This is a genomic window from Agrococcus sp. BE272, from assembly GCF_031457935.1.
GTDB lineage: Bacteria > Actinomycetota > Actinomycetes > Actinomycetales > Microbacteriaceae > Agrococcus > Agrococcus sediminis.
In genome coordinates, this window is sequence record NZ_JAVDXL010000004.1 from 87,958 (window position 1) to 109,674 (window position 21,717).

At 73.6% G+C, this 21,717-nt stretch carries 29 protein-coding genes; 13 read left to right on the plus strand and 16 right to left on the minus strand.

Going from position 1 to position 21,717, the window contains the following annotated elements; translation table 11 throughout:
- The first annotated feature begins 18 nt into the window (after positions 1–18).
- Positions 19–987 carry an o-succinylbenzoate synthase gene (locus J2X49_RS12270; RefSeq protein ID WP_310126746.1) on the plus strand — a complete coding sequence of 323 codons (969 nt, stop codon included), beginning with the start codon at positions 19–21 and terminating at the stop codon, positions 985–987.
- 12 nt (positions 988–999) lie between these two features.
- Here J2X49_RS12270 and ccsB read toward each other — a convergent pair whose 3' ends face one another.
- Genes ccsB through J2X49_RS12295 form a run of 5 tightly spaced genes read right to left on the minus strand, consistent with a single transcriptional unit; the run spans position 1,000 to position 5,542 of the window.
- The gene (gene ccsB / locus J2X49_RS12275) at positions 1,000–1,875 is read right to left on the minus strand and encodes a c-type cytochrome biogenesis protein CcsB (RefSeq protein WP_310126848.1); all 876 of its coding nucleotides are present in this window, start codon (positions 1,873–1,875) and stop codon (positions 1,000–1,002) included.
- 47 nt (positions 1,876–1,922) lie between these two features.
- A complete protein-coding gene (locus J2X49_RS12280) occupies positions 1,923–3,542 on the minus strand; it encodes a cytochrome c biogenesis protein ResB (protein WP_310126749.1) in 1,620 nt (539 codons plus the stop codon).
- Positions 3,526–4,314 (minus strand): cytochrome c biogenesis CcdA family protein, encoded by a 789-nt coding sequence (locus J2X49_RS12285; RefSeq protein ID WP_396131365.1) that lies wholly within the window; start codon positions 4,312–4,314, stop codon positions 3,526–3,528. Before J2X49_RS12285 ends, J2X49_RS12280 begins: the two co-directional genes overlap by 17 nt.
- Entirely contained in the window at positions 4,311–4,880 is a 570-nt protein-coding gene (locus J2X49_RS12290) for a TlpA disulfide reductase family protein (protein WP_310126752.1), read from the minus strand. The genes J2X49_RS12285 and J2X49_RS12290 overlap by 4 nt, the downstream gene beginning before the upstream one ends.
- Positions 4,881–4,888: 8 nt before the next feature.
- Positions 4,889–5,542, minus strand: a complete 654-nt coding sequence (locus J2X49_RS12295) for a histidine phosphatase family protein (RefSeq protein ID WP_310126755.1) — start codon at positions 5,540–5,542, stop codon at positions 4,889–4,891.
- A 54-nt stretch (positions 5,543–5,596) separates the two neighbouring features.
- On the opposite strand from J2X49_RS12295, the gene J2X49_RS12300 reads away from it, so the two are divergent.
- Both J2X49_RS12300 and aspS read left to right on the plus strand, forming a co-directional pair.
- Complete coding sequence (locus J2X49_RS12300) at positions 5,597–5,899, plus strand: hypothetical protein (RefSeq protein WP_310126757.1); 303 nt, start codon at positions 5,597–5,599, stop codon at positions 5,897–5,899.
- Positions 5,900–5,908: 9 nt separating this feature from the next.
- Positions 5,909–7,213, plus strand: a complete 1,305-nt coding sequence (aspS, locus tag J2X49_RS12305; RefSeq protein WP_310126760.1) for an aspartate--tRNA(Asn) ligase — start codon at positions 5,909–5,911, stop codon at positions 7,211–7,213.
- On the opposite strand, the gene J2X49_RS12310 is transcribed toward aspS, so the two are convergent.
- The 3 genes from J2X49_RS12310 to J2X49_RS12950 form a co-directional block, all read right to left on the minus strand.
- Positions 7,203–7,454, minus strand: a complete 252-nt coding sequence (locus J2X49_RS12310; protein ID WP_310126763.1) for a glutaredoxin family protein — start codon at positions 7,452–7,454, stop codon at positions 7,203–7,205. The genes aspS and J2X49_RS12310 overlap by 11 nt on opposite strands.
- A 98-nt stretch (positions 7,455–7,552) precedes the next feature.
- Positions 7,553–7,651 carry a 30S ribosomal protein bS22 gene (locus tag J2X49_RS12315; RefSeq protein ID WP_021011861.1) on the minus strand — a complete coding sequence of 33 codons (99 nt, stop codon included), beginning with the start codon at positions 7,649–7,651 and terminating at the stop codon, positions 7,553–7,555.
- 124 nt (positions 7,652–7,775) lie between these two features.
- Entirely contained in the window at positions 7,776–8,468 is a 693-nt protein-coding gene (locus tag J2X49_RS12950) for an ArsR/SmtB family transcription factor (RefSeq protein ID WP_396131369.1), read from the minus strand.
- 153 nt (positions 8,469–8,621) lie between these two features.
- On the opposite strand from J2X49_RS12950, the gene J2X49_RS12325 reads away from it, so the two are divergent.
- The 4 genes from J2X49_RS12325 to J2X49_RS12340 are packed head-to-tail and all read left to right on the plus strand — an operon-like array spanning position 8,622 to position 11,668.
- Positions 8,622–10,028 carry a TrkH family potassium uptake protein gene (locus tag J2X49_RS12325; RefSeq protein WP_396131378.1) on the plus strand — a complete coding sequence of 469 codons (1,407 nt, stop codon included), beginning with the start codon at positions 8,622–8,624 and terminating at the stop codon, positions 10,026–10,028.
- A complete protein-coding gene (locus J2X49_RS12330) occupies positions 10,021–10,692 on the plus strand; it encodes a TrkA family potassium uptake protein (protein WP_128189196.1) in 672 nt (223 codons plus the stop codon). The genes J2X49_RS12325 and J2X49_RS12330 overlap by 8 nt, the downstream gene beginning before the upstream one ends.
- Positions 10,685–11,098: a YchJ family metal-binding protein gene (locus J2X49_RS12335; protein WP_310126785.1), complete on the plus strand. Its 414-nt coding sequence runs from the start codon at positions 10,685–10,687 to the stop codon at positions 11,096–11,098. The genes J2X49_RS12330 and J2X49_RS12335 overlap by 8 nt, the downstream gene beginning before the upstream one ends.
- Positions 11,099–11,101: 3 nt before the next feature.
- Positions 11,102–11,668, plus strand: coding sequence for a hypothetical protein (locus tag J2X49_RS12340; RefSeq protein ID WP_310126790.1), 567 nt, complete (start codon positions 11,102–11,104; stop codon positions 11,666–11,668).
- A 6-nt stretch (positions 11,669–11,674) separates the two neighbouring features.
- Here the strand turns inward: J2X49_RS12340 and proC are convergent, their stop codons facing one another.
- A complete protein-coding gene (proC, locus tag J2X49_RS12345; RefSeq protein ID WP_310126793.1) occupies positions 11,675–12,499 on the minus strand; it encodes a pyrroline-5-carboxylate reductase in 825 nt (274 codons plus the stop codon).
- A gap of 55 nt (positions 12,500–12,554) precedes the next feature.
- Between proC and J2X49_RS12350 the strand changes: the two genes are divergently transcribed.
- Both J2X49_RS12350 and J2X49_RS12355 read left to right on the plus strand, forming a co-directional pair.
- Positions 12,555–13,517: a cation diffusion facilitator family transporter gene (locus J2X49_RS12350; RefSeq protein ID WP_246992346.1), complete on the plus strand. Its 963-nt coding sequence runs from the start codon at positions 12,555–12,557 to the stop codon at positions 13,515–13,517.
- 32 nt (positions 13,518–13,549) lie between these two features.
- The gene (locus tag J2X49_RS12355; protein WP_128189192.1) at positions 13,550–13,969 is read left to right on the plus strand and encodes a hypothetical protein; all 420 of its coding nucleotides are present in this window, start codon (positions 13,550–13,552) and stop codon (positions 13,967–13,969) included.
- A 120-nt stretch (positions 13,970–14,089) separates the two neighbouring features.
- Here the strand turns inward: J2X49_RS12355 and tadA are convergent, their stop codons facing one another.
- Positions 14,090–14,551: a tRNA adenosine(34) deaminase TadA gene (gene tadA, locus J2X49_RS12360; protein WP_310126800.1), complete on the minus strand. Its 462-nt coding sequence runs from the start codon at positions 14,549–14,551 to the stop codon at positions 14,090–14,092.
- A 53-nt stretch (positions 14,552–14,604) separates the two neighbouring features.
- Between tadA and upp the strand changes: the two genes are divergently transcribed.
- Both upp and J2X49_RS12370 read left to right on the plus strand, forming a co-directional pair.
- Positions 14,605–15,243 (plus strand): uracil phosphoribosyltransferase, encoded by a 639-nt coding sequence (upp, locus tag J2X49_RS12365; RefSeq protein ID WP_146355255.1) that lies wholly within the window; start codon positions 14,605–14,607, stop codon positions 15,241–15,243.
- 423 nt (positions 15,244–15,666) lie between these two features.
- Positions 15,667–16,434: a winged helix-turn-helix domain-containing protein gene (locus tag J2X49_RS12370; RefSeq protein ID WP_310126804.1), complete on the plus strand. Its 768-nt coding sequence runs from the start codon at positions 15,667–15,669 to the stop codon at positions 16,432–16,434.
- A gap of 229 nt (positions 16,435–16,663) precedes the next feature.
- Here the strand turns inward: J2X49_RS12370 and J2X49_RS12375 are convergent, their stop codons facing one another.
- On the minus strand, positions 16,664–17,011 hold the full coding sequence (locus J2X49_RS12375) for a hypothetical protein (protein ID WP_310126807.1): 348 nt from the start codon (positions 17,009–17,011) through the stop codon (positions 16,664–16,666).
- Positions 17,012–17,027: 16 nt separating this feature from the next.
- Positions 17,028–17,795 (minus strand): alpha/beta fold hydrolase, encoded by a 768-nt coding sequence (locus tag J2X49_RS12380; protein WP_128189188.1) that lies wholly within the window; start codon positions 17,793–17,795, stop codon positions 17,028–17,030.
- 34 nt (positions 17,796–17,829) lie between these two features.
- On the opposite strand from J2X49_RS12380, the gene J2X49_RS12385 reads away from it, so the two are divergent.
- Positions 17,830–18,546, plus strand: a complete 717-nt coding sequence (locus J2X49_RS12385) for a type 1 glutamine amidotransferase (RefSeq protein WP_310126809.1) — start codon at positions 17,830–17,832, stop codon at positions 18,544–18,546.
- A 61-nt stretch (positions 18,547–18,607) separates the two neighbouring features.
- Entirely contained in the window at positions 18,608–19,243 is a 636-nt protein-coding gene (locus tag J2X49_RS12390) for a hypothetical protein (RefSeq protein ID WP_310126811.1), read from the plus strand.
- Here J2X49_RS12390 and J2X49_RS12395 read toward each other — a convergent pair.
- From J2X49_RS12395 to J2X49_RS12410, 4 genes are read right to left on the minus strand one after another with little or no spacing between them, the layout of a single operon-like run.
- On the minus strand, positions 19,227–20,144 hold the full coding sequence (locus J2X49_RS12395) for an asparaginase (RefSeq protein WP_310126813.1): 918 nt from the start codon (positions 20,142–20,144) through the stop codon (positions 19,227–19,229). The genes J2X49_RS12390 and J2X49_RS12395 overlap by 17 nt on opposite strands.
- Positions 20,145–20,153: 9 nt before the next feature.
- A complete protein-coding gene (locus J2X49_RS12400; RefSeq protein WP_310126816.1) occupies positions 20,154–20,747 on the minus strand; it encodes a methylated-DNA--[protein]-cysteine S-methyltransferase in 594 nt (197 codons plus the stop codon).
- Positions 20,740–21,204 (minus strand): sigma-70 family RNA polymerase sigma factor, encoded by a 465-nt coding sequence (locus J2X49_RS12405; protein ID WP_310126818.1) that lies wholly within the window; start codon positions 21,202–21,204, stop codon positions 20,740–20,742. The genes J2X49_RS12400 and J2X49_RS12405 overlap by 8 nt, the downstream gene beginning before the upstream one ends.
- Positions 21,201–21,704 (minus strand): methylated-DNA--[protein]-cysteine S-methyltransferase, encoded by a 504-nt coding sequence (locus J2X49_RS12410; RefSeq protein ID WP_146355239.1) that lies wholly within the window; start codon positions 21,702–21,704, stop codon positions 21,201–21,203. Before J2X49_RS12410 ends, J2X49_RS12405 begins: the two co-directional genes overlap by 4 nt.
- Between the last annotated feature and the right edge of the window lie 13 nt (positions 21,705–21,717).

Below are 21,717 nucleotides of genomic sequence, written 5' to 3' on the forward strand. Positions count from 1 at the left end.
GCGTGCGAGCATGGGCGCGTGGACCTCGCCTACGAGCGGCTCGCCGACCGCATGCACGTCGTCTCGCTGCCGCTCGTGACGCGCTTCCGCGGCGTCGACGTGCGCGAGGTCGCGCTCTTCTCGGGCGCTGCGGGTTGGGGCGAGTGGAGCCCCTTCCTCGAGTACGGGCCCGAGGAGGCCGCGCGGTGGCTGCGCGCGGCGCTCGAGGACGCCGACCTGGAGCGCCCGGCCGCCGTGCGCGACCGCGTGCCGGTGAACGCGACGCTGCCCGCCGTCGCGCCCGACGCGGTCGCCGCGGTGCTCGCCCGCTACGACGGCTGCCGCACCGTGAAGGTGAAGGTGGCGGAGGCCGGCCAGGTGCTCGCCGACGACGTCGCGCGGGTGGCCGAGGTGCGCGCGCTGCTGCCGGATGCGCGGATCCGGGTCGACGCGAACGGCGGGTGGGGCGTCGACGAGGCCGAGACCGCGGTGCGCGCCCTCGAGCGCTTCGACCTCGAGTACGTCGAGCAGCCGTGCGCCACGGTGCCCGAGCTCGCCGAGCTCCGGGCCAGGCTGCACCGGCTCGCGATCCCGATCGCCGCCGACGAGTCGGTGCGGAAAGCGGAGGATCCGCTGCTCGTCGCGCGCGCCGGCGCGGCCGACGTGGTGGTCGTGAAGGCGCAGCCGCTCGGCGGCATCCGCGCCGCGCTCGCGATCGTCGCCGAGGCGGGGCTGCCGGCGGTCGTCTCGAGCGCGCTCGACTCGTCGGTGGGGCTGTCGATGGGGGCCGCGCTCGCAGCAACGCTGCCCGAGCTGCCCTTCGACTGCGGCCTCGGCACGGGCGCGCTCCTCGCCGCCGACGTCGCCGAGCCGCTCGTGCCGGTCGGCGGCTCGATCCCGGCCGGCCGCGTCGCCCCCGACCCGGCGCTGCTCGCCGCGCACGCGGCGTCGCCCGAGCGCACCGCCCACTGGCGCGCGCGCCTCGCGGCCGCGCTCCCCCACCTCTGAGGCGGCTGCCCCCTACAGCCCGCTGTACGCGTGCAGGCCCTTGAAGAAGAGGTTGACGACCGTGAAGTTGAAGAGCACGGCGGCGAAACCCACCAGCTGCAGCCAGGCCGAGCGGGAGCCCCGCCAGCCGCGCGTGGCGCGGGCGTGGATGTAGCCGGCGTAGATCACCCAGATCACGAACGTCCACACCTCCTTGGTGTCCCAGCCCCAGTAGCGGCCCCAGGCGTGCTCCGCCCAGATGGCGCCGGCGATGAGGGTGAACGTCCAGAAGATGAAGCCGATCACGCCGACGCGGTACGCGAGGTCCTCGAGGGCGACCGTCGACGGCAGCGACCGCAGGAACCCGTTGTCGCGGCGCTCCTTGATGAGCTGCAGGATGCTGAGGCCCGACCCGAGCGCGAAGAGGCCGGTGGCGAGCGTGGCGACGAAGACGTGGATGACGAGCCAGTACGACTGCAGCGCCGGCGGCAGCGGCGTGGGCGCGACGTAGAAGTTGACGGTCGCGACGCCGAGGAACACGGTCGCGAGCCCCGAGATGAAGACGCCGAGGAAGTTGAGGTCGCGCCACGCGCGCGAGAGCACGAAGACGCCGACGATCACGGCGACGCCGGTGAGCGCGAACTCGTACATGTTCGCCCACGGCACGCGGCCCGCGGAGAGCCCGCGCAGCACCGCGCCGCCGACGTGCAGCGCCCACGCGATGACGATGAGCGTGAACCCGATGCGGGCGCCGCGGCCCGGCAGCGGGGCGGATGCGACTAGCTCGGCGGGCGGGACGGGCGCCCCCGCCCCGACGAGCTCGCGCTCGGCCGCGGGTGCCGGCTTCGCGGCGGAGCGGCGCGCGACGTCGACCGCGTAGGCGACGAACGACAGCGTGTACACCGCCATCGCCGAGTAGACGAGCAGCAGCGAGTAGGAGTCGAGGTCTGCTGAGGTCACGGTTCGATCGTACTCTCGCGCTCGGTGCGGCCGTCTGCGGCGGCGGGCTCGACGATGCGTCGCCCGAGGTCGTCGACGGCCCGCTCGAGCGTGGGGTCCTCGCCGCGCGCGAGGCCCGCGAGCTCGAGCCCGGCGGGCGTCGCCTTCACCCACATGCGGCGGCGCGGGATGAGCAGCGACGCGAGCAGCGAGACGAACAGCACGACGGTGATCCAGAAGACGGGCGTCTGCGTGTGGTCGACGTGCACGTCGATGACGCCGTACCGCCGCACGTCCTCGAACGTGATGGTGCCGAGCCCGCCGGGGATGTCGAGCGTCTGCCCCGGCACCATGGTGAGCGCGTCGACGCCGGTGTCGCCGCCGGCGATCTGCGTCATCTCGTCGGTCTCGAGCGCGTAGACCGAGCGCGGGATGCCCGAGTCGAGCCCGAGGTCGCCGGTGAACGCCTGCAGCGACAGCACGGGGTTCGCGAGGTCGGGGTAGGCCGAGGCGAGCGCGCCCGTCTCCTGCACGACGGCGGTCGGGTAGAAGAAGCCGCGCAGGCCGAGCTGCTCCTCGAGGCCGTCGGGCAGCTTGATGACGCCGAGGCTCGTCATGAGGTCGTCCTGCGCGAGGAACGGCGTGTACTCGTCGTAGACGACCTGCCCCTCGCTGTCGCGCACCGAGATGCGCGGGGCGTAGCCGTTCGAGATGAGGTAGAGGTCGGCGCCGGCGACGGTGAGCGGCTCGTTCACCTTGATCTGCGCCTCGCGCGCCTCGCCGCCCTCGGTCACCGACACGTGCGCCGTGAAGTCGAGCGGCGCGCCGACGGCGTTGGGGTTCTCGTTCTCGTAGACGACGTCGAGGTCGTCGAGCTGCACCGCGAACGGCGCGAGCCCGGCCTCGTCGAACCACTGCCCGGCGGTGAACGAGTCGTAGCTCGAGAGCGTGTTGGCGAAGCCGCGCCCCTCGATCACGAGCCGCTGCCCGTTGTAGCCGAAGCCCGAGCCGATGCCGATGACGACGAGCAGCGCGAGCATCGAGATGTGGAAGAGCAGGTTGCCGGTCTCGCGCAGGTAGCCGCGCTCGGCCGAGACGGAGTCGCCGTAGCGGGTCGTGCGGTAGCCGAGCCGGCGCAGCACGCGGTCGGCGCGGTCGAGGTCGGATGCGTCGCCGGGCACGGTCTGGAAGCCCACGAGCCGCGAGAGCCGGGCGGGGGTGCGCGGCGGCAGCGCCCGCATGGCGCGCCAGTGGTGCACCAGGCGCGGGATGACGCAGCCGACGAGCGAGGTGAACAGCAGCAGGTAGATGGCCGAGAACCACGGGCTCGAGTAGACGTCGTGCAGCGAGAGCGCGTCGTAGAGCCAGACGAGCTCGGGGTTGTCGGCGCGCACCTGGATGACGCCGTTGGGGTCGGAGGAGCGCTGCGGCACGAGGCTGCCGGGGATGGCGGCGACCGCGAGCAGGAGCAGCAGCACGATCGCGGTGCGCATGGACGTGAGCTGCCGCCAGAGGAAGCGCCCCCAGCCGCGCGCGTCGAGCTTCGGGTCGCCGGGCTGCCGCGCCGCCTCGGCGGGCGCGTCGATGTGGTCGCCCGGCCGCAGCGGGTCGGAGCCGGACTCAGATGATCGTGACAACGGAGGCGATCCATCCCTGGAGCGATTGCATGATGGCGTTCCACGCACCGGTGACCATGAGCACGCCGATCGCGATGAGCATCGCGCCGCCCAGGATGTTGATGAGGCGGATGTGGCGGCGGAGCCACGCGACCGCGCCGCCCGCCCACCCGAGGCCGAGCGCGATGAGCAGGAACGGGATGCCGAGCCCGAGCGCGTAGGCGAGGCCGAGCACCGCGCCCTGCCAGGCGGAGCCGGTCGTGACGGTGAGCGCGCTGATGGCGGCGAGCGTGGGGCCGGAGCACGGGGTCCAGCCGAGGGCGAAGACGATGCCGACGAGCGGCGCCGCCCACAGGCCGCCGGCGCGCACCTGCTGCGGCTTCCAGACGCGCTGGAGGAACGAGAACTGACCGACGAAGACGAGCCCGAGCACGATGAGCACGCCGCCGAGGATGCGCACGAGCAGGTCGCTGTGCTGCAGCAGGAAGGCGCTCACGGCGCCGACGATGGCGTTGCCGAGCACGAACACGAGCGTGAAGCCGGCGATGAAGAGCGAGACGCCGGCGACGAGCCTGCCGCGGCCGCCGTCGCGGCCCACGAGCGACCCGACGAGGCCGAGGTAGCCGGGCACGAGAGGCAGGATGCACGGGCTCGCGAACGAGACGAGCCCGGCGAGCAGGGCGATCGGGATCGAGACGAGCAGCTGGCCGCTCAGCACGGCACCCGCCGGGTCGGTCAGCAGCGCCGGGTCGACGGCGGCGGCGAGCGTGCCCAGGGCGGCGGTGGCGGTCACCGCTCGAGCTCCTCCTGCAGCAGCGTCGAGAGGATGCTCGTGTCGGTCACGGCGCCCGAGACGCGCGCGGCGACCCGGCCCTCGGCGTCGAGCACGAGCGTGGACGGCACCGCGTTCGGGGCGACGATGCCGGTGAAGGCGAGCTGCGCGGCGGCGGTCTCGTCGTCGAGCACCGACGGGTACTCGATGCCGAACTGCTCCTCGAACGCGGTCGCCTGCGCGGCGCCGTCGCGCGTGTTGATGCCGATGAAGTCGACGCGGTCGCCGAACTCGGCGTGCAGCTCGGCGAGCACCGGCGCCTCGACGCGGCACGGCGGGCACGCGGCGTACCAGAAGTTCACGAGCGCGACCCCGTCGAGCTCGGAGGAGTCGAACTGCCCGCCGTCCGCGAGCGCGCCGGCGAAGTCGCCCGGCGTCTGCCGCTGGTCGGGCGCGACCTCGGTCACGATGCCGTCGCCCGCGATGTAGCCGGCGTCGCCGACCTGCCCCGCCACGCCGTCGGCGCTCGAGCAGCCGACCAGCACGAGCGCCGACGCGACAGCGACCGCGGCCGCGACCTGGCGCATCCGCCCCATCACACCGCTCCCGCGTCGATCGCGTCGACCTCGGCGGCCGGCTCGGCGTAGTCGATCTCGGTGAAGCGGCCGTCGACGCGGGCGAAGCTCGTGATCGAGGAGAGCTGGCAGCGGCGCGTGCGCGGGTCGTGCCAGAGCCGCTTGCCGGCGAGCTCGAGGTGCGCCATCCAGATCGGCGACTGGTGGCTGACCATGACGATGTCGCCGTCGTCCTCCGACTCGTCGAGCTCGTCCCAGGCGTCCTCCATCGCGGCGACGACGCGCTGCGCGATCGCCCGGTAGGGCTCGCCCCACGAGGGACGGAAGGGGTTGCGCAGCAGCGGCCACGCCGACGGGTGCCGCAGCGCGCCGCTCGCCTCGAACGTCTTGCCCTCGAAGTCGTTCGTCGGCTCGATGATGCGGTGCTCGGTGCGGGTCTCGAGCCCGAAGGCGGCCGCCCACGGCTCGGCCGACTGCTGCGCGCGCTCGAGCGGGCTCGCGGCCAGCCGCACCACGCTGCGCGCGGCCGGGCCGGTGGCGAGGTGGTCGACCGCGAGCTGCGCCATGCGCTGCCCGCGCTCCGAGAGCAGGTAGCCCGGCATGCGGCCGTAGAGCACGCGCTCCGGGTTGTGCACCTCGCCGTGGCGCACGAGATGGAGGCGGCGGGCGGGCATGGGTGCCATCGTACCGACGCTTCCTATGGGCGCCGGGCCTGGGAGGATCGTCCCGTGCCCCTCCTCGTCCCGCTCGCGATCGCGCTCGTCGTCGCCGCGGGCGCGGGCCTGCTGTGGACGTGGGCGCGCTACGTCGCGCACCGGGCGCACGGCACGCCCGTGGCGCTCGCGGTGCTCGTGCTCGCGGTCGCGGGCGTCGCCCTGCTCGTGCTCTCGGAGGCGCCGGATGCGTCGGTGCCGGCCGCCGCCGGCTGGGTCGCGCTGGGCGCCGCGGCCGTCGTGCTCGTGGCCGGCTGGGCGCTCGTCGCGACCGTCGGCGGGGAGCTCCGGCGCGGCGGCCCGGCGCGGCGTCGGTAGGATCGGCCCGTGACTCGGACTCTCATCAAGGACCTCGCATCGCTCCCCGACGGCCCCGTGCAGGTGCAGGGCTGGGTCGAGAAGGTGCGCGACCAGAAGCGCGTGCAGTTCGTGATCCTGCGCGACGAGTCGGGCTCGGCGCAGCTCGTGAACCCGGTGAACGACGAGACGGCCGAGACCGCCGCGACCATCTCGGGCCTCATGCACGGCTCGTTCGTCACGGTGACGGGCGACCTGAAGGCCGACGAGCGCGTGAAGCTCGGCGGGCTGGAGGTGAAGGTCGGCTCCCTCACGGTCGAGTCGGTCGCCAAGGACTCCCCGATCGCCGAGGACTCGTCGATCGACAAGCGCCTCGACTGGCGCTTCCTCGACCTGCGCCGCCCCGAGGCGCAGCTCATCTTCCGCGTGCAGACGACCATCGAGCACGCGATGCGCCAGCACTGGATCGACGAGGGCTTCATCGAGCTGCACACGCCGAAGCTCATGGCGACGGCCTCCGAGTCGCGCGCCGAGCTCTTCGAGGTGCCGTACTTCGAGACCACCGCGTACCTCGCGCAGTCCCCGCAGCTCTTCAAGCAGATGGCGCAGGCGGCCGGCTTCGGCAAGATCTTCGAGATCGGCCCGGCCTTCCGCGCCGACCCCTCCTTCACGAGCCGCCACGCGACCGAGTTCACGTCGATCGACTCCGAGATCTCGTGGATCGACACGCACGAGGACGTCATGCAGCTGCACGAGACGCTGCTGGCGAAGGCGCTCGCCGCCGTCGTCGAGCGCCACGGCGCCGAGATCCAGGAGCACTTCGGCATCGAGGTGCAGGTGCCCGCCCTGCCGTTCCCGCGCATCCCCCACGCCGAGGTGAAGGCGATCGTCGAGGCCCGCGGCCACACGATCGAGCGCCAAGACGGCGACCTCGACCCGGAGGCCGAGCGGCAGATCTCGGCGCACGTCAAGGAGACGACCGGCCACGACTTCGTCTTCGTGACCGAGTACCCGTCGAGCGTGCGGCCGTTCTACCACCTGCGCCCCGAGGGCGATGGCTCCGTCACGAACTCGTACGACCTCATCTACAACGGCGTCGAGATCTCGACGGGCGCGCAGCGCGAGCACCGCGTCGACGTGCTCGAGGCGCAGATCGTCGAGAAGGGCATGAACCCGGCGGAGCTCGAGGAGTACCTCGACTTCTTCCGCTACGGCGTGCCCCCGCACGGCGGCTTCGGCATGGGCCTCGCGCGCGTCGTCATGCTGCTGCTGGGCCTCGGCTCGATCCGCGAGACCACCTACCTGTTCCGCGGGCCGACGCGCCTCACGCCGTAAGGCGGGCCCGGATGCGGTCGGCCAGCTTCACGGGGTCGACGCGCCAGGAGGAGTGCGGGCGCCCGTCGATGAGCACGACGGGGATGTCCTCGCTCCAGCGCTCCTCGAGCGCGGGATCGTCGAGGATCGACACCTCGTGCATCGTCGCGTCGGGGAAGCCGGCGACGACGCGCTCGACGACGGGCCTCGCCTCGTCGCACAGGTGGCAGCCGGGCTTGGCGATGAAGGTGATCTCGACCATGCGCCCAGCCTAGGTCGCGCCGGCGCGGTCCGCCGCGGCCCGGACATGCAGAAGCCGGGAGCCTGCTGATGCAGGTCCCGGCTCTGGATGCAACCGGCTTACTTGCGGTTGCGACGCTGGTGGCGCGTCTTGCGAAGCAGCTTGCGGTGCTTCTTCTTCGCCATGCGCTTGCGGCGCTTCTTCACCACAGAACCCATAGAGGTTCCTCACTTCCGATCGGGATTGCTCGCTGACGCTGCACGACCTCGAGGTCCGCGCAGGGAAAACGCTCTCGACATCGTACCCGAACGCGGCGAGCCGCCGCATGTCGGCCCCTCGGGGTCAGTCGAGGCGGGAGTCGTCCTGCTCGCGGGCGGCGTGGCCGTCCTCGCCGAGCGCGGCGCGACCCTCCTCCTCCTCGCGCTTGCGCAGCTTGCCCTTCGCGTCGTCGAGGCGCTGCGACGCGCGCGACTGCATCTCGTGCAGTCGGTCCTGCACCTCGTGGATGCGGTCGCGGGCCTCCTGCACGCGGTCCTGCAGGTCGTGCATGCCCTCGGCCGCCCTCCGGCCGAGCGATGCGCCGACCGGGGCAGGGTGCTCGACGCGGTCGCTCATGCGCGCGAGCGCCTGCTCGGTCGCGACGCGCGCCTGCTCGGCCGCGAGCCGGGCCTGGTCGGCAGCCGCGCGCAGCGGCGCCGGCACCTGCACGCCCGCCCAGGCGGCGAAGGCGGCGGCGCCGAGCGACGCCTCCTCCTGCTCGCCCTCGGCGAAGATGAACGGCATCAGCCAGTCGTCGATCTCGTCGAACGGCGCCAGCACGATCGCGTAGTGGCGGTGCTGGCCGTCCTCGCGCACCGTGACGAGGCCCGCATCGCGCAGGGTGCGGAGGTGCTTCGACACCGTGGGCTGCGGCACGCCGAGCGCGTCGACGATCTGGCTCACGCTCGCCTCGCCCGTCGCCGCGCGGCGCTCGAGCAGCACGCCCAGGATGTCGCGTCGCGTGCTGTCCGCGATGACGGAGAAGATGTCGGCCATGCGCACAGCATGCCAGCGCGGCGCCAGGCGCGACAAACCACCCTCGCACGTGGTTCGCGCCCGACGGGGCTACGCTTGCCCCGTCCTGCGCCGCCCTGCGGCGCTTCGATCCCGCGGAAGGCGCAGCAGGTGGCGGAGCAGCGGACGCCGGGGATGACGGCGCTCCCGAGTCGATGGCGCGACGGCCTCGAGCAGTTCGCCGGGGCGTACCCGGCGCGGTTCGCGATCATGGTGTTCGCGAGCATGAACCTGCTCTTCGCGGTGCTGCTCGCGACGCCGTGGGCCACCGCCTCCGGCGAGCCGACGCCGTTCGTGGATGCGTTCTTCCAGGCCGTGAGCGTCGTGTGCGTGACGGGGCTGACGGTCGTCGACATGGCCACCCACTGGAGCCCCTTCGGCAACGCGGTCGTGATGGTCGGCGTGCAGGTGGGCGGCATCGGCGTGCTGACGCTCGCGTCGATCCTCGGCCTCACCGTGGCCCGCAAGCTCGGCCTGCGCCAGCGGCTCATGGCCGCGAGCGACTCCAACCCCTCCCGCGTGCGCAAGGGCGTGGTGAAGGAGAGCCAGGCCATCCGGCTCGGCGAGGTCGGCGGGCTGCTGCGCACCGTCGCGCTCTCGGTGGCCGTGTTCGAGGCGGCGCTCATCGTGCTGCTGCTGCCGCGCATCCTGCTCGAGGGCAAGCCGTTCCTCACCGCCCTCTACGAGGCGACCTACTGGTCGTTCATGTCGTTCACGAACTCGGGCTTCGTGCCCACCGTCGAGGGGCTCGAGCCGTACGCGACCGATCCGTGGTTCCTCGGCGTGATGATGGTCGGCGTCTTCATCGGCTCGCTCGGCTTCCCCGTCTACTTCGTGCTGCTGCGCCACCTGGGCGCGCCCCGCCAGTGGTCGCTCCACGTGAAGCTCACGATCTCCGTCTCGCTCATGCTCTTCTTCGCGGGCGGCCTGGCCTACCTCGTGCTCGAGTGGGGCAACGCCGACTCCTGGGGCACGGCCGACTTCGGCCAGCAGGTGCTCCACGCCTTCTTCCTCTCGACGATGGCGCGCTCGGGCGGCTTCGCCCTCGAGGACCTCGGGCTGCTCCACAACTCGAGCCTGCTCGTGACCGACATGCTCATGTTCGTCGGCGGCGGCTCGGCCTCGACCGCGGGCGGCATCAAGGTGACGACGCTCGCGATCCTGTTCCTCGCCGCGATCGCCGAGGCGCGCGGCCGCAAGTCGATGGAGGCGTTCGGCCGGCGCATCCCCTCCGACGTGCTCCGCCTGGCCGTCTCGGTCACCCTGTGGAGCGCCACGATCGTCGCGGGCGTCACGATCGTGCTGCTCGAGATCACCGGTGCGCCGCTGTCGTTCGTGCTGTTCGACGTGATCAGTGCGTTCGCCACAGTGGGGCTCTCCACGGGCTTCACGCAGCCCGGCCTCGAGGACCCGGCCAAGGTCATCCTGGCCCTGACCATGTTCGTCGGGCGCATTGGTAGTGTGACGCTCGCCGCGGCGCTGGCGGCGAGCCAGACCACGCAGCTGTTCACTCGCCCCGAGGAGAGGCCGATCGTTGGTTGACAGGATCCCGCACGACGCCCCGGTGCTCGTCATCGGGCTCGGCCGCTTCGGCGCCGCCACCGCAGGGCAGCTCGCGCGCCTCGACCGCGAGGTGCTCGCGATCGACGACGACATCAACCTCGTGCAGAAGTGGTCGGAGCGGCTCACGCACACGGTGCAGGCCGACGCCCGCTCGATCGACGCGCTCAAGCAGGTCGGCGCGGGCGACTTCTCGATCGCGGTGTGCGCGGTGGGCTCCTCGATCGAGGCGTCGGTGCTCATCGTCGCCAACCTCGTCGACCTCGGCGTGCCGCAGATCTGGGCGAAGGCGATCAGCCAGTCGCACGGCAAGATCCTCAGCCGCATCGGCGCCAACCACGTCATCTACCCCGAGGCCGAGGCCGGCGAGCGCGTCGCGCACCTCGTGTCGGGCCGGATGCTCGACTACATCCAGTTCGACGACCAGTTCGCGATCGTGAAGATGTACCCGCCGAAGCACATCCGCGGCGTCACGCTCGCCGAGTCGCGCATCCGCTCGAAGTACCACCTGACCGTGGTGGGCGTGAAGAGCCCGGGCGGCGAGTTCACCTACGCCACTCCCGAGACGATCGTCTCGAACCACGACCTCATCATCGTGTCGGGCAACCAGAACGACATCGAGCGGTTCGCGGGCCTGAGTGCCTGAGCGGGCCGAGCGCGCGGCCGTGCCCGACGACGCCCGGCGCTGCCCCTGCGGCTCGGGGCTCACCTTCGGCGAGTGCTGCGGGCCCGTGCTGCGCGGCGAGCGCGAGGCCGCCACCGCCGAGGCGCTGATGCGCTCCCGGTTCACGGCGTTCGCCGTCGGCGACGTCGACTGGCTGCTCGCCTCGTGGCACTCCTCGACGCGCCCGCGCTCCCTCGAGCTCGACCCGGGCATCCGCTGGCTGCGCCTCGACGTGCTCGGCACGTCGGACGGAGGCCCGTTCGACCGCGAGGGCACGGTGACGTTCGAGTCGCACTGGACGGCCGAGGGCGCGCGCGGCTCGATGCGCGAGCTCAGCCGCTTCCGCCGCGACCGCGGCTGGCAGTACGTCGACGGCGACCAGGTCTAGCGCGTGGCACGGACGGCCGACGCCGCCATCGAGGAGCTCGAGCGCTCCGGGCAGGTGGTCGTGCGCGCGGTCGTCGGCGGCATCGCCGCGGCCGTCGTCGGGGCGCTCGTCTTCGCCGCGATCGGCGCGCTGCTCATCGCGGGGTGGGTGAGCGAGCCCAGCTGGGCGGCGGTGCCCGCGGCGCTCCTCGGCGCTGTCGCGCTCGGCTTCTTCGGCCTGCTCGGGGTGCCCGTGCTCGTGGCTCGCTGGGCGACGGCGTCGCGCGCGGTCGTGCTCACCGCCGACGGCGCGATGCTCGGCGGCGGCTCGCGGGTGCAGTGGGCGCACGTGCGCTCCGCGCGCCTCGAGACGCTGCTCGGCCAGCGCTTCGCGGTGCTGCTGCCGCGCGAGGAGCACGTCGCCGACCAGCTGCGGGCGCTGCCGCTGCCCGCGCGGCTCGGGGCGCTGCTCAACGGCAGGCTGCTGCGGGAGCCTGCCCCGGTCGCGCTCCCGGCGCAGCTCGAGCTGTCGCCCGCCGAGCTGCTGCGCGTCGTGCAGCGCGCGCGACGCCTCGGCGGCCACCTGCGCTGACGCGCGTCAGCCGGCGGCGAGCTCCTGCGCGCGCGCGAGCGCCGCGGCGGTGGCGCGGTCGAAGACCTCGCCGAGGCGGGCCTCCTGCAGCACGGCGACGGCGCGCTCGGTCGTGCCCTTCGGGCTCGTCACGCGGCGGCGCAGCTCGGCCGGCTCGGCGCCGTCGGCGGCGAGCAGCTCGCTCGCGCCGCGGAAGGTGCCCTGCACCATCGTCGCCGCCTGCTCGGGGGTGAAGCCCATGCGCTCTGCCGCGCCGGTGAGCTCCTCGATGAGCAGGAAGACGTAGGCCGGGCCCGAGCCCGAGATGGTCGAGAGCGCGTCGATCTGCGACTCGTCGAGCACGATCACCTCGCCGACCGCCTCGAACATGCGCGCCACGAGCGCCACGTCGTCCGCAGAGGCGCGCGCGCCGCCGGCGACGCCCGTGACGCCGAGCCCGACGTGCGACGGCGTGTTCGGCATCGCCCGCACCACGGGGACGGATGCGGGCAGCGCGGCCTCGATGGACGCCGTCGTCGTGCCCGCCGCGATCGAGACGACCACCGCATCCGGCTCCAGGTGGGGCGCGATGTCGCGAGCGAGCTCGACGATGCCCGCGGGCTTCACGCCGAGCACGACGAGCTTCGCGCCGGCGACCGCTCGCGCGTTGCCGTCGGGCTCGTCGGCGAGCGCGATCGACTCCACGCCGTCGAGCCGGAGGCGCGCGGCCTTCTCGGCCGTGCGGTTGGTGACGACGATGCGCTCCGCGCCGTGGCGGGCGAGGCCGGTGAGGATCGCGCCGCCCATGGAGCCGACGCCGAGCATGGCGATGGGAGGGAGGAGGTCGGTCATGCGGCCCAGGCTAGTCGGGGCGAGCCCCGACCCTCCCGCGCGTAGACTCGCCGCCGTGAGCGCATCCCACGGTACGAAGGCGGTCGTCGCGGCGTTCCTCGCGAACACCGGCATCGCCATCACCAAGTTCATCGCCTGGTTCTTCTCGGGCTCCGCATCGATGCTGGCCGAGGCCATCCACTCGGTCGCCGACGCCGGCAACCAGCTGCTGCTGCTGCTGGGCGGCCGGCTGGCGAAGAAGCGGGCGAGCGAGGAGCATCCGTTCGGCTACGGCCGCGAGCGCTACGTCTGGGCGTTCATCGTGGCGCTCGTGCTGTTCTCGGTGGGCGGCCTGTTCTCGATCTACGAGGGCATCTCGAAGATCCGCGAGCCGCACGAGATCGAGGTGCCGTGGCTGCCGCTGACGGTGCTCGGCATCGCGATCGTGCTCGAGTCGTTCTCGATCCGCGTGGCCATCAAGGAGGCCAACGCGGTGCGCGGCAAGGCGAGCTGGTGGAGCTTCATCCGCAAGGCGAAGAGCCCGGAGCTGCCCGTCATCCTGCTCGAGGACCTCGCGGCGCTGCTCGGCCTCGTCTTCGCGTTCGCCGCGGTGGGCCTGTCGGTGCTGACCGGCAACCCGCTCTTCGACGCGATCGGCACGCTCATGATCGGCGCGCTGCTGATCGCGGTCGCGATCGTGCTCGCGATCGAGATGAAGTCGCTGCTGATCGGCGAGGGCGCGACGCGCGAGGACCACGCGAAGATCCAGCGCATCCTGAACGCCTCCCCCGGGGTCGAGTCGCTCATCCACATGAAGACGCTCTACCTGGGCCCCGACGAGCTCATGATCGCCGCGAAGGTGGCGTTCCCGCCGCAGTCCGACATCGAGCACGTGGCGGGCACCATCAACGACCTCGAGTCGATGCTGCGCACCGAGGTGCCGCACGCGCGGGTGATCTACATCGAGCCCGACCTCGTCGTCCACCGGCCCGACATCGCCCCGTCGACCGACCACATCGTCATCCAGTCGGGCAACTGACCGCTCCGGCGGCAAGTGTGTAGGCTGTCTGCATGGAGTTCCTGCACTCGCTGCTCGTCGCCCTGCACCTGATCGGCGCTTCGCTGCTGGTCGGCACCTTCTTCCTGCAGATGCGGGCGAAGACCGGCTTCAACTTCACGATGATGCTCATCGGCGCCTCGCTGCAGCTCGTCTCTGGCGTCGCCCTCTACGGCCTCGCGATGGCGGGCGACGGCGACGTGAACCACATGAAGCTCGGCATCAAGGGCCTCATCGCGGTCGTCGTGTTCGTCGCGGCGCTGCTGGGCTTCCTGCGCGGCCGTGCGATCCGCGCGGAGAAGGCGGGCCTCGCGGCCGGCGGCGCCCGGCCGGTGGCCGACGTCTCGCTGCCCGAGCCGCGCGTGAAGACCTTCTTCCACATCGCCGGCGGGCTTGCGCTCGTCAACCTGCTGATCGCGGTGTTCTGGGGCTGAGCGCCCCGGCGGCTGCCCGCGCCCCGTTCGTCGACCGGCTCTCTGCGCGGCCGGCCGGATAGTCCGGTCGGCGCCGCACGGAGCCGGTCGAGCGACGGCGCCCGGCGGGCATACCAGCGCTCAGCGGCGCTCGGCGAAGAAGGCGCGCAGCTGCGCCTCGGCCTCGTCGGCGAGCACGCCCGAGACCACCTCGACGCGGTGCGGCAGCCGCCGCTCCCGCAGCACGTCGACGACGCTGCCGGCGGCGCCGGCCTTCTCGTCCCACGCGCCGAACACGACGCGTGCGACGCGGCTCGCGAGGATCGCGCCCGCGCACATGACGCACGGCTCGAGCGTCACGACGAGCGCGCATCCGTCGAGCCTCCACGAGCCGAGCGCCGTCGCGGCCTCGCGCAGCGCCACCACCTCGGCGTGCGCGGTCGGGTCGTGGCGCGCCTCGCGCTCGTTGCAGCCGGTGCCGACGACGGTGCCGGATGCGTCGACGACGACGGCGCCGACCGGCACGTCGGCGGTGCGCTCGGCCGCGGCCGCCTGCTCGAGCGCGAGCCGCATGAGCGCCTCGTCGCGCGCCGATGGCCGCATGCTCCGCCCTCCCGGGTCGGGCGCCCCGCTGCGCGCCCACTACCCTGAACCCTATGCGAGTCCACGTCGCCGACCACCCGCTCGTCACCCACAAGCTGACCGTGCTGCGGGATGCGCGCACCCCCTCCCCCACCTTCCGCTCGCTCGTCGGCGAGCTGATGACGCTGCTCGCCTACGAGGCCACGCGCAACGTGCGGGTGACGCCCAAGGAGATCCAGACGCCGGTGACGACGACGACCGGCGTCGAGATCGCCGAGCCGCGGCCGCTCGTCGTGCCGATCCTGCGCGCCGGGCTCGGGATGCTCGACGGCATGACGGCGCTCGTGCCGACCGCCGAGGTGGGGTTCCTCGGCATGGCCCGCAACGAGGAGACCCTCGAGCCGTACACGTACGCCGAGCGGCTGCCCGACGACCTCTCGGACCGGCAGTGCTTCGTGCTCGACCCGATGCTCGCGACCGGCGGCTCGCTGTCGGCGGCGATGCAGTTCCTCTTCGACCGCGGCGCCGTCGACGTGACCGCCATCTGCCTGCTCGGCACGCCGGAGGGCCTCGAGCGCGTCGAGCGCGACATGGACGGCCACGACGTGACGATCGTGCTGGGGGCCCTCGACGAGCGCCTCAACGAGCAGGGCTTCATCGTGCCCGGGCTCGGCGACGCGGGCGACCGCCTGTACGGCACCGTCGGTCACTGAGCGCCGGCGGCCGCTGAGCGGCGGCGGTCGGCGAGCACCGGCGGCCCCGGCCGTCACACTTCGTCACAATCGCGCGCTGTTTGACATCGCGCGAGCGAACCCGGGATACTGGCGGGCATGACGACCACCTTCCGCCCCTTGTCCGTCCTCGCGACGAACGGGACGAACGGCATGATGATGCCGATGGTCGACATGCGTCGAATGTGTGCTTGAGCGAAGCTCGCACCGTCCGACCGCTCCATGAGGAGTCGCTGACGCCTACGCCGTCGCACCCTCGGGCCTGAGCAGCCCACGAGAGCGGTCCCCTCCGAACCAGCACCGGTTCGCACACGACCGATCGACTCCTCGAGTCGGCGGCCTGCATCGCCGTACCCGCATCGTCGGGCGGCGCGGCCGCCGACCGCACGCCGGAAGGCCCCTCCCATGACCATCACCGCATTCCCCGCCACCGCCCGCACTCGCCGCCCGTCGCTGCAGCAGCCCCGCTTCAGCGGCACCGCCGCCCTCGCCCCCGAGCGGGCCTTCGTCCCCGCGCCCGCCCCGCGCATCCGCCCCGCCGCTCCCGCCGCTCCCGCCGCGGCGCCCGCCGCACCCGTGCGCGCCGTGCCCGACGGCACCGAGGCCCGCGGCTTCGTGCTCTACGTCGGCCTCGGCGAGGACGCCGCCGCCGCCGACCACATCGAGCTCGCCCGCCTCGTCGGCGAGCTGCGCGCCCTCACCTCGCGCCTCGCGCCGAGCGCCGAGACGCACGCCGCCGTGGCGCTCGCACCCGCCGGCGCGGGCGGCCGCGACGTCGAGGTCGTGCGCCGCGCGCTCGGCGACCCGGCGGTGCAGCAGCCCGCCGTCGAGGCGGAGGGCGACCCGGGCATCGTCATCGACCTGACGCGCAAGCGCGTCGCGATCGGCGACGACATCGCGCCGCTCACCTACCGCGAGTTCGAGCTGCTGCAGCACATCGTGCTGCGCGAGGGCTCGACGGTCGGCCGCTGCGACATCATCGACGCGCTGTGGGACGCCGACGCCGACGACCGACCCAACGAGCGCACGATCGACGTGCACGTGCGCCGCCTGCGCGCGAAGCTCGGCGGCTACGCCGAGATCATCCGCACCGTGCGCGGCGCCGGCTACCGGTTCGACCGCCACGCCGACGTGACGGTGCTCGCCTCGGGACCGAGCCCCGACCGCTTCTGAGGCGGCCCCGGGCGACGAGGCACAGGGATTTCTCAGGGATATCTGGGCGCGCTCGTTACCGATCCGTTATACGTTCGTCGCACGTTGATCGTTGTGCTGTGGCGATCAGCGGAAGCGGAGGCTCAAGCCTCACTTGGTGCAAGGGACTGGGGCCGGTCGGGAGAACCCGACCGGCCCTGCATCGTCTCCGGGCGGCGGCCCGCCCGCCGGCCTCGGCGCATCCGGCCCGTCAGCCGCCGTGCTCGGCGCGATAGCGCACCATGAGCCGGTCGAGCAGCTCCCCGAGCTCGCGCTCGAGCTCGTCGTCGAGCGCTCGGAACGAGAGCGTGGCGCGGCCGGTGCGACGCGCCTGCAGCGCCGGCGACGCGAGCGCGAGGTCGTCCGGGTAGCGATCCATGATGATCAGGTAGACGCCGACGTCGGCCCTGTTGCGCTTCAGCGCCGCGAAGTAGTCGTGGCCGGTCGCGCCCGGCCACACCCACGCGGGCACGCCGTAGATGGCGCCGTCGACGAGCTCGGGGCGGTAGCGCTCGAGCAGCGCGGTCAGCCGCGCCGCCACCGCGTCGAGGTCGGCCATCGCGCTGCTCCCTGCCTCAGCGCCCGCCGGCCAGGTGCTCGGCGAGGAAGGCGGATGCGGTGCGCCGGAAGGTGCCGGAGGTCGGCGCGTTGATGTGGTTGCGCCCGGGGATCGCCTCGAACCGGCCGTCGCGCAGCAGCGGCAGCAGCTCGGCGGTGTCGTCCGCGCGGTCGTCCTTCTCGCCGGTCATCAGCAGCGTCGGCACCGTCGGCGGCGCCTGGGCGGGGTCGAAGAGCGTCGCCGAGACCTCGCCCGCGAGCGTGACGAGCGTCGCCGGGTCGTGCTCGGGGAAGACGCTCGCGAGCTCGACGATGAACGATTCCATGCGACCCGGCTCGGCCTGCTCCTCGAGGGCGCGATGCGCGAGGTCGACGTCGAAGCGCTCGAAGGGGTCGCCGGCCGGGAGCCCGCCGAGCACGAGGGCGCGGAAGGCGTGCGGCCGGGTGCCCGCGTGCCGCCACAGCAGCCGCGCGCCCATCGAGTAGCCGATCGCGCCCGGCGCCTCGGGCAGCGCGAGCTGCTCGAGCACCGCGTCGACGTCGTCGACGAAGCGCGGCACGTCGTAGCCGGTCGACGGGCGGTCGCTCTCGCCGTGGCCGCGGAGGTCCATGGCGATCCCGCGGAGCCCCGCCTGGGCGAGCGCGTCGCCCCAGCCGGTGTCGATCCAGTTGCGCTGCGCGTTCGACGAGAACCCGTGGATGAGCAGCACGGGGGCGCCGCCCGGGTCGCCGAGCTCGTGGAGCGCGATGCGCACGCCGTCGGGGGCCATCGCGAAGACCGTCATATCCTGAGGCTAGTCCGAGCGAGAGGGAGCCCAGGTGCCGCGTTCCGTCCTGTTCATCAAGCACATCGAGTACGAGACGGGCGGCCACGCGACCACGCTGCTGTCGCACCTGCCGACACGCGAGGCGGTCTTCCCCACCGCCCTGCCGCCCCTCGACGAGATCGCGGGCATCGTCATCACCGGCGGGCAGATGAGCGCCGCCGACGTCGACGCGTTCCCCTCGCTGCAGCTGACGGCCGACCTGGCGCTCCGAGCGATCGACGCCGAGGTCCCCGTGCTCGGCCTGTGCCTCGGGCACCAGATCCTCGGGCGCGCGCTCGGCGCCGAGCACCGCGAGGGCGCGGTCGACGAGGTGGGCATCGTCGACATCGACGTGCTCGAGCCCGAGCCCTGGCTGGGCGCCCACGTCGGCCGGCTCGGCGCGATGCGCTGGAACAGCGACGTGGTGTCGCTGCCTCCAGGAGCGACGCTCCTCGCCCGCAGCGCGACCGTCGAGAACGAGGCGTTCCGCTACGGCTCGGCCGTCGGCATGCAGTTCCACCTCGAGGCCGACGACCGGGTCATGCGCCTGTGGGACTCCGTGGCCTCGCCGACGCTCTCGCAGCTGCGGAGCCCGGATGCGGTGGCCGGGTGGCGCCGCCACCTCGCGACCGACCCGACGCTGCTCGGCGTCGTCGAGCGCGGCTTCGGCGCGTTCGCCGCGGCGTGCGCGGCGAGGATGGACGCGGAGGCGCCGGCGCTCGTCGCCTAGGGACGGAGCGGCGCCGCGGTCACCTCTTCCCGCGCGCGGCGTCCCCTGCTAGGCATGGCGCGTGACCACCCGGACGCGGGCCGCGCCGACGCCGCCGCCCGAGCTCGCCGCCCCCATCCGGCGCGGGCGCATCGCGCTCTCCCTCGCAGGTGGGCTGTGGGCGCTGCTGCTGCTGCCGCTGACCGCGGCCGACTGGGGCGCCCCGTGGGTCTCGGCGCTCAGCCGCCTCGAGCCGTGGCGGGCGCTGCGGGGTGCCGTGGACGACCCCTACGTCGTCTTCGGCGCGCTCACGGGCGTGTCGTTCCTCGCGATCGGCGCGGCGCTGCTACCCGATCTTCGGCGCGCCCGCTGGGGCGGAACAGCCTTCGCCGTCACCATCCTGCTCGGCGCGATCGTCACCCCGATCAGCTATCTCAGCACCCCTCCCACGGCGCCGCTCCACGTGCTCTGGGGCGCGGAGGGGCCGCTGCTGGTCGTCATCGGCCTGGCCGGCGTGCTCGCCGCGGTGAGCGCGCGGGGCTGGCGACGGTGGGCCAGGGCGCTGCTGGCGGTCACGCTCGTGGTGCTCGTGGCGGGTGTGCTCGCCACCGGCTACTACCCGCACGGCCCGCTCATCGCCCTCTCGCTCGAGACGGCCGCGCTGCTCGCCGGCGCGCCGCGCGGGCGGCCGGCTGCCGCGGTCAGACCACGACGCTGAGGCGCCCGACCGGCTCGTCGGCGCTCTTCTGGATCAGGCCGAGCGGCTCCGCGAGCAACTCGAGGGTGCCCGCCGGGATCGCTCCCGCGCGCTCGAGCAGCGCGAGCGCCACCGGGGCACCGGGGCGGCGCGCGCCGTCGGCCGACTTCACGACCGCCGTGGTGCCGTCGGGGGCCACGATCGCCTGCGTGCCCTCCGCGCCGAACTTCGTCGCGCATCCGGTCGCCGCGATCACGACCGCGTCGGGGCGGCCCGCGCCGTCGATGAGGGTCGGATGCGCGCGCATCGCGTCGCCGACCGCGCGGTGGCCGCCGGTGCCGTCGGGCGCGAGGCGGCGGAACGCCCGCGCGAGGCCGACGGGGGTCGTCGGGAAGACGAGCGCGCCGCAGCCGTCGTGCGCGAAGCCGCTGATCGGCTCGCCCGTCACCTCGGCGAGGCTCGACCGGAGCACGGCCTCGATGGGGTGGTCGTCGGCCCAGTACTCCTCGGGCGCACCCATGGCGCGGGCCGAGGCTGCCATCGCGATGTGCTTGCCGACGCACATGTGGGCGAAGCGCCGCTGCGTGCCATCGGGCGCCTTCATCGGCGGGCAGCGGAGCGCCTCCTCGTCGACGCCGTGCGCGGCCGCCATCGCCTGCGCGGTCGTCACGTGCTCGTCGTCGGCCCAGTGGCTCGCGCTCGCGAGCGCCGCGTGGGCGGGCTCGAGCTCGATCAGGCCGGCGTCGAGGAGCGCGGCCGCGAAGAGCGGCTTGAGCGCGCTGCGGGCGAGGAACGGGCGGTCGACGGGACCGTGGGCCTCGAGGACGCGGCCGTCGGGGTCGACGAGCACGGCGACCCCGCGGTGCTCTGATTCGACGAAGCCGTCGCGCTCGATGACGGCGAGGAGCTCGGTGGCAGGCATGGATTCACGCTACCCGCGCCGGGCGGCCTCGACGCCCAGCAGCAGGCGCTTGGCCTCGGCCCCGCCCGCGTACTGGCCGAGCGAGCCGTCGCTGCGCACCACTCGGTGGCAGGGAATCGCGATCGGCAGCGGGTTGCGCCGGCAGGCCGTGCCGACCGCGCGCACCGCCCGCGGCGAGCCGACGGCCGCCGCGACCTCGGCGTACGAGCGGGTCTCCCCGTAGGGGATCTCGCGCAGCCGCTCGACGACCTCGCGGCCGAAGCCGCGCGCGAGCGAGAGGTCGAGCGGGCCGTCGAAGGCCCGCGCGCGGCCGGCGATGAGCCGCTCGAGCCGGCGAGCCGCGTCGTCGAGCCTGGCGGGGGCCTCGAGCACGCGCGGGCTGAGCTCGGCCGCGAGCCGGTCGAGGGTCTGCTCGGGATGGGCGCCGTCGAAGGTGACCGACACGAGCCCCGCGGGCGTCGCGGCGACGAGCAGCGTGCCGAGCGCCGTGTCGAGCGAGCGGTAGGCGACGTCGAGGAGCCCCGCCGCCGCCGCGCGCTCGGCGAGCCGCGCGCGCAGCGCGTCGAGCGGGGGCGCGGGGAGCGCGCCGGGCAGGTCAGCCATGGTCGCCGCCCATCAGTGCGCGCAGGCGCCGCACGCCGTCGGACGAGGCGCGCCGCACCGCATCCGTCGACGACTCGAGCACGGCCGCCACCTCGGCGAACGGCAGCCCGCCGAGGTGGTGCAGCACGACCGCCTCGCGCTGCCGGGTGGGCAGCAGCGAGAGCGCGCGGGCCAGGTCGAGGTCGCGGCCCTCGGGCGGCGCGGGCCGCTCGGGCACCTCGCCGACGACGAGCCGCGCGCGCCGGCGCAGCACGTCGATGGCCTTGCGGTGCGCGATGGTCACGAGCCAGCCCTCGATGCTCGTGTCGTGCCGCAGCCGGGGGTAGGCCTCGAGCGCCGCGAGGAACGTGTCGCTCCAGGCGTCGTCGGCGTCGGGCTCGTCGAGCAGCGCCCGGCACACCCGCCACACCCGCGCGCCGTGCGCGGCGACGATCGTCTCGAACGGCGCACGGGTCACGCGACCGAATCTAGCCCGGCGCCCGCGAGCCCGTCGCCGCGCTCGAGGTCGAGCAGGAACCGCTTGCGCTCGACCCCGCCGGCGTAGCCGGTGAGCGCCCCGCTCGAGCCGACGACCCGGTGGCACGGCACGACGATCGAGCAGGGGTTGCGGCCGTTCGCGAGGCCGACCGCGCGCACGGCGGTGGGCTGCCCGATGCGCTCGGCGATCCAGCCGTACGTGCGGGTCTCGCCGTACGGGATCTCGCGCAGCGCCTGCCAGACGCGCTGCTGGAACGGCGTGCCGACCGGCGCGAGCGGCAGGTCGAAGGCGGTGCGCTCCCCCGCCCAGTACTCGGCGAGCTGCTGCGCCGCGTCGGCGAAGGCCGCGTCATCGCGGTCGCCGAAGGCCGTCTCGTCGGGCACCGGCCGGTGGTCGGGCATGAAGATGCCGGTGAGCCCCTCGTCGCCGCGCACGAGCGTGAGGCTGCCGATGGGGCTGTCGATGATGGTGTGGGTCATGGCCGCATTCCTC

What these genes read in the sequence shown, in the direction of transcription:
- ccsB (WP_310126848.1), bottom strand. Translation starts at nt 1,875, where the DNA reads ATGGCGGTGTACACGCTGTCGTTCGTCGCCTACGCGGTCGACGTCGCG.
- J2X49_RS12400 (WP_310126816.1), bottom strand. Translation starts at nt 20,747, where the DNA reads ATGGCTGACCTGCCCGGCGCGCTCCCCGCGCCCCCGCTCGACGCGCTG.
- J2X49_RS12380 (WP_128189188.1), bottom strand. Translation starts at nt 17,795, where the DNA reads ATGACGGTCTTCGCGATGGCCCCCGACGGCGTGCGCATCGCGCTCCAC.
- J2X49_RS12295 (WP_310126755.1), bottom strand. Translation starts at nt 5,542, where the DNA reads ATGCCCGCCCGCCGCCTCCATCTCGTGCGCCACGGCGAGGTGCACAAC.
- J2X49_RS12410 (WP_146355239.1), bottom strand. Translation starts at nt 21,704, where the DNA reads ATGACCCACACCATCATCGACAGCCCCATCGGCAGCCTCACGCTCGTG.
- tadA (WP_310126800.1), bottom strand. Translation starts at nt 14,551, where the DNA reads ATGCGGCCATCGGCGCGCGACGAGGCGCTCATGCGGCTCGCGCTCGAG.
- J2X49_RS12395 (WP_310126813.1), bottom strand. Translation starts at nt 20,144, where the DNA reads ATGCCTGCCACCGAGCTCCTCGCCGTCATCGAGCGCGACGGCTTCGTC.
- J2X49_RS12375 (WP_310126807.1), bottom strand. Translation starts at nt 17,011, where the DNA reads ATGGCCGACCTCGACGCGGTGGCGGCGCGGCTGACCGCGCTGCTCGAG.
- J2X49_RS12290 (WP_310126752.1), bottom strand. Translation starts at nt 4,880, where the DNA reads ATGCGCCAGGTCGCGGCCGCGGTCGCTGTCGCGTCGGCGCTCGTGCTG.
- J2X49_RS12355 (WP_128189192.1), top strand. Translation starts at nt 13,550, where the DNA reads ATGGAGTTCCTGCACTCGCTGCTCGTCGCCCTGCACCTGATCGGCGCT.
- J2X49_RS12310 (WP_310126763.1), bottom strand. Translation starts at nt 7,454, where the DNA reads ATGGTCGAGATCACCTTCATCGCCAAGCCCGGCTGCCACCTGTGCGAC.
- J2X49_RS12950 (WP_396131369.1), bottom strand. Translation starts at nt 8,468, where the DNA reads ATGGCCGACATCTTCTCCGTCATCGCGGACAGCACGCGACGCGACATC.
- J2X49_RS12370 (WP_310126804.1), top strand. Translation starts at nt 15,667, where the DNA reads ATGACCATCACCGCATTCCCCGCCACCGCCCGCACTCGCCGCCCGTCG.
- J2X49_RS12315 (WP_021011861.1), bottom strand. Translation starts at nt 7,651, where the DNA reads ATGGGTTCTGTGGTGAAGAAGCGCCGCAAGCGCATGGCGAAGAAGAAG.
- J2X49_RS12325 (WP_396131378.1), top strand. Translation starts at nt 8,622, where the DNA reads ATGACGGCGCTCCCGAGTCGATGGCGCGACGGCCTCGAGCAGTTCGCC.
- proC (WP_310126793.1), bottom strand. Translation starts at nt 12,499, where the DNA reads ATGACCGACCTCCTCCCTCCCATCGCCATGCTCGGCGTCGGCTCCATG.
- upp (WP_146355255.1), top strand. Translation starts at nt 14,605, where the DNA reads ATGCGAGTCCACGTCGCCGACCACCCGCTCGTCACCCACAAGCTGACC.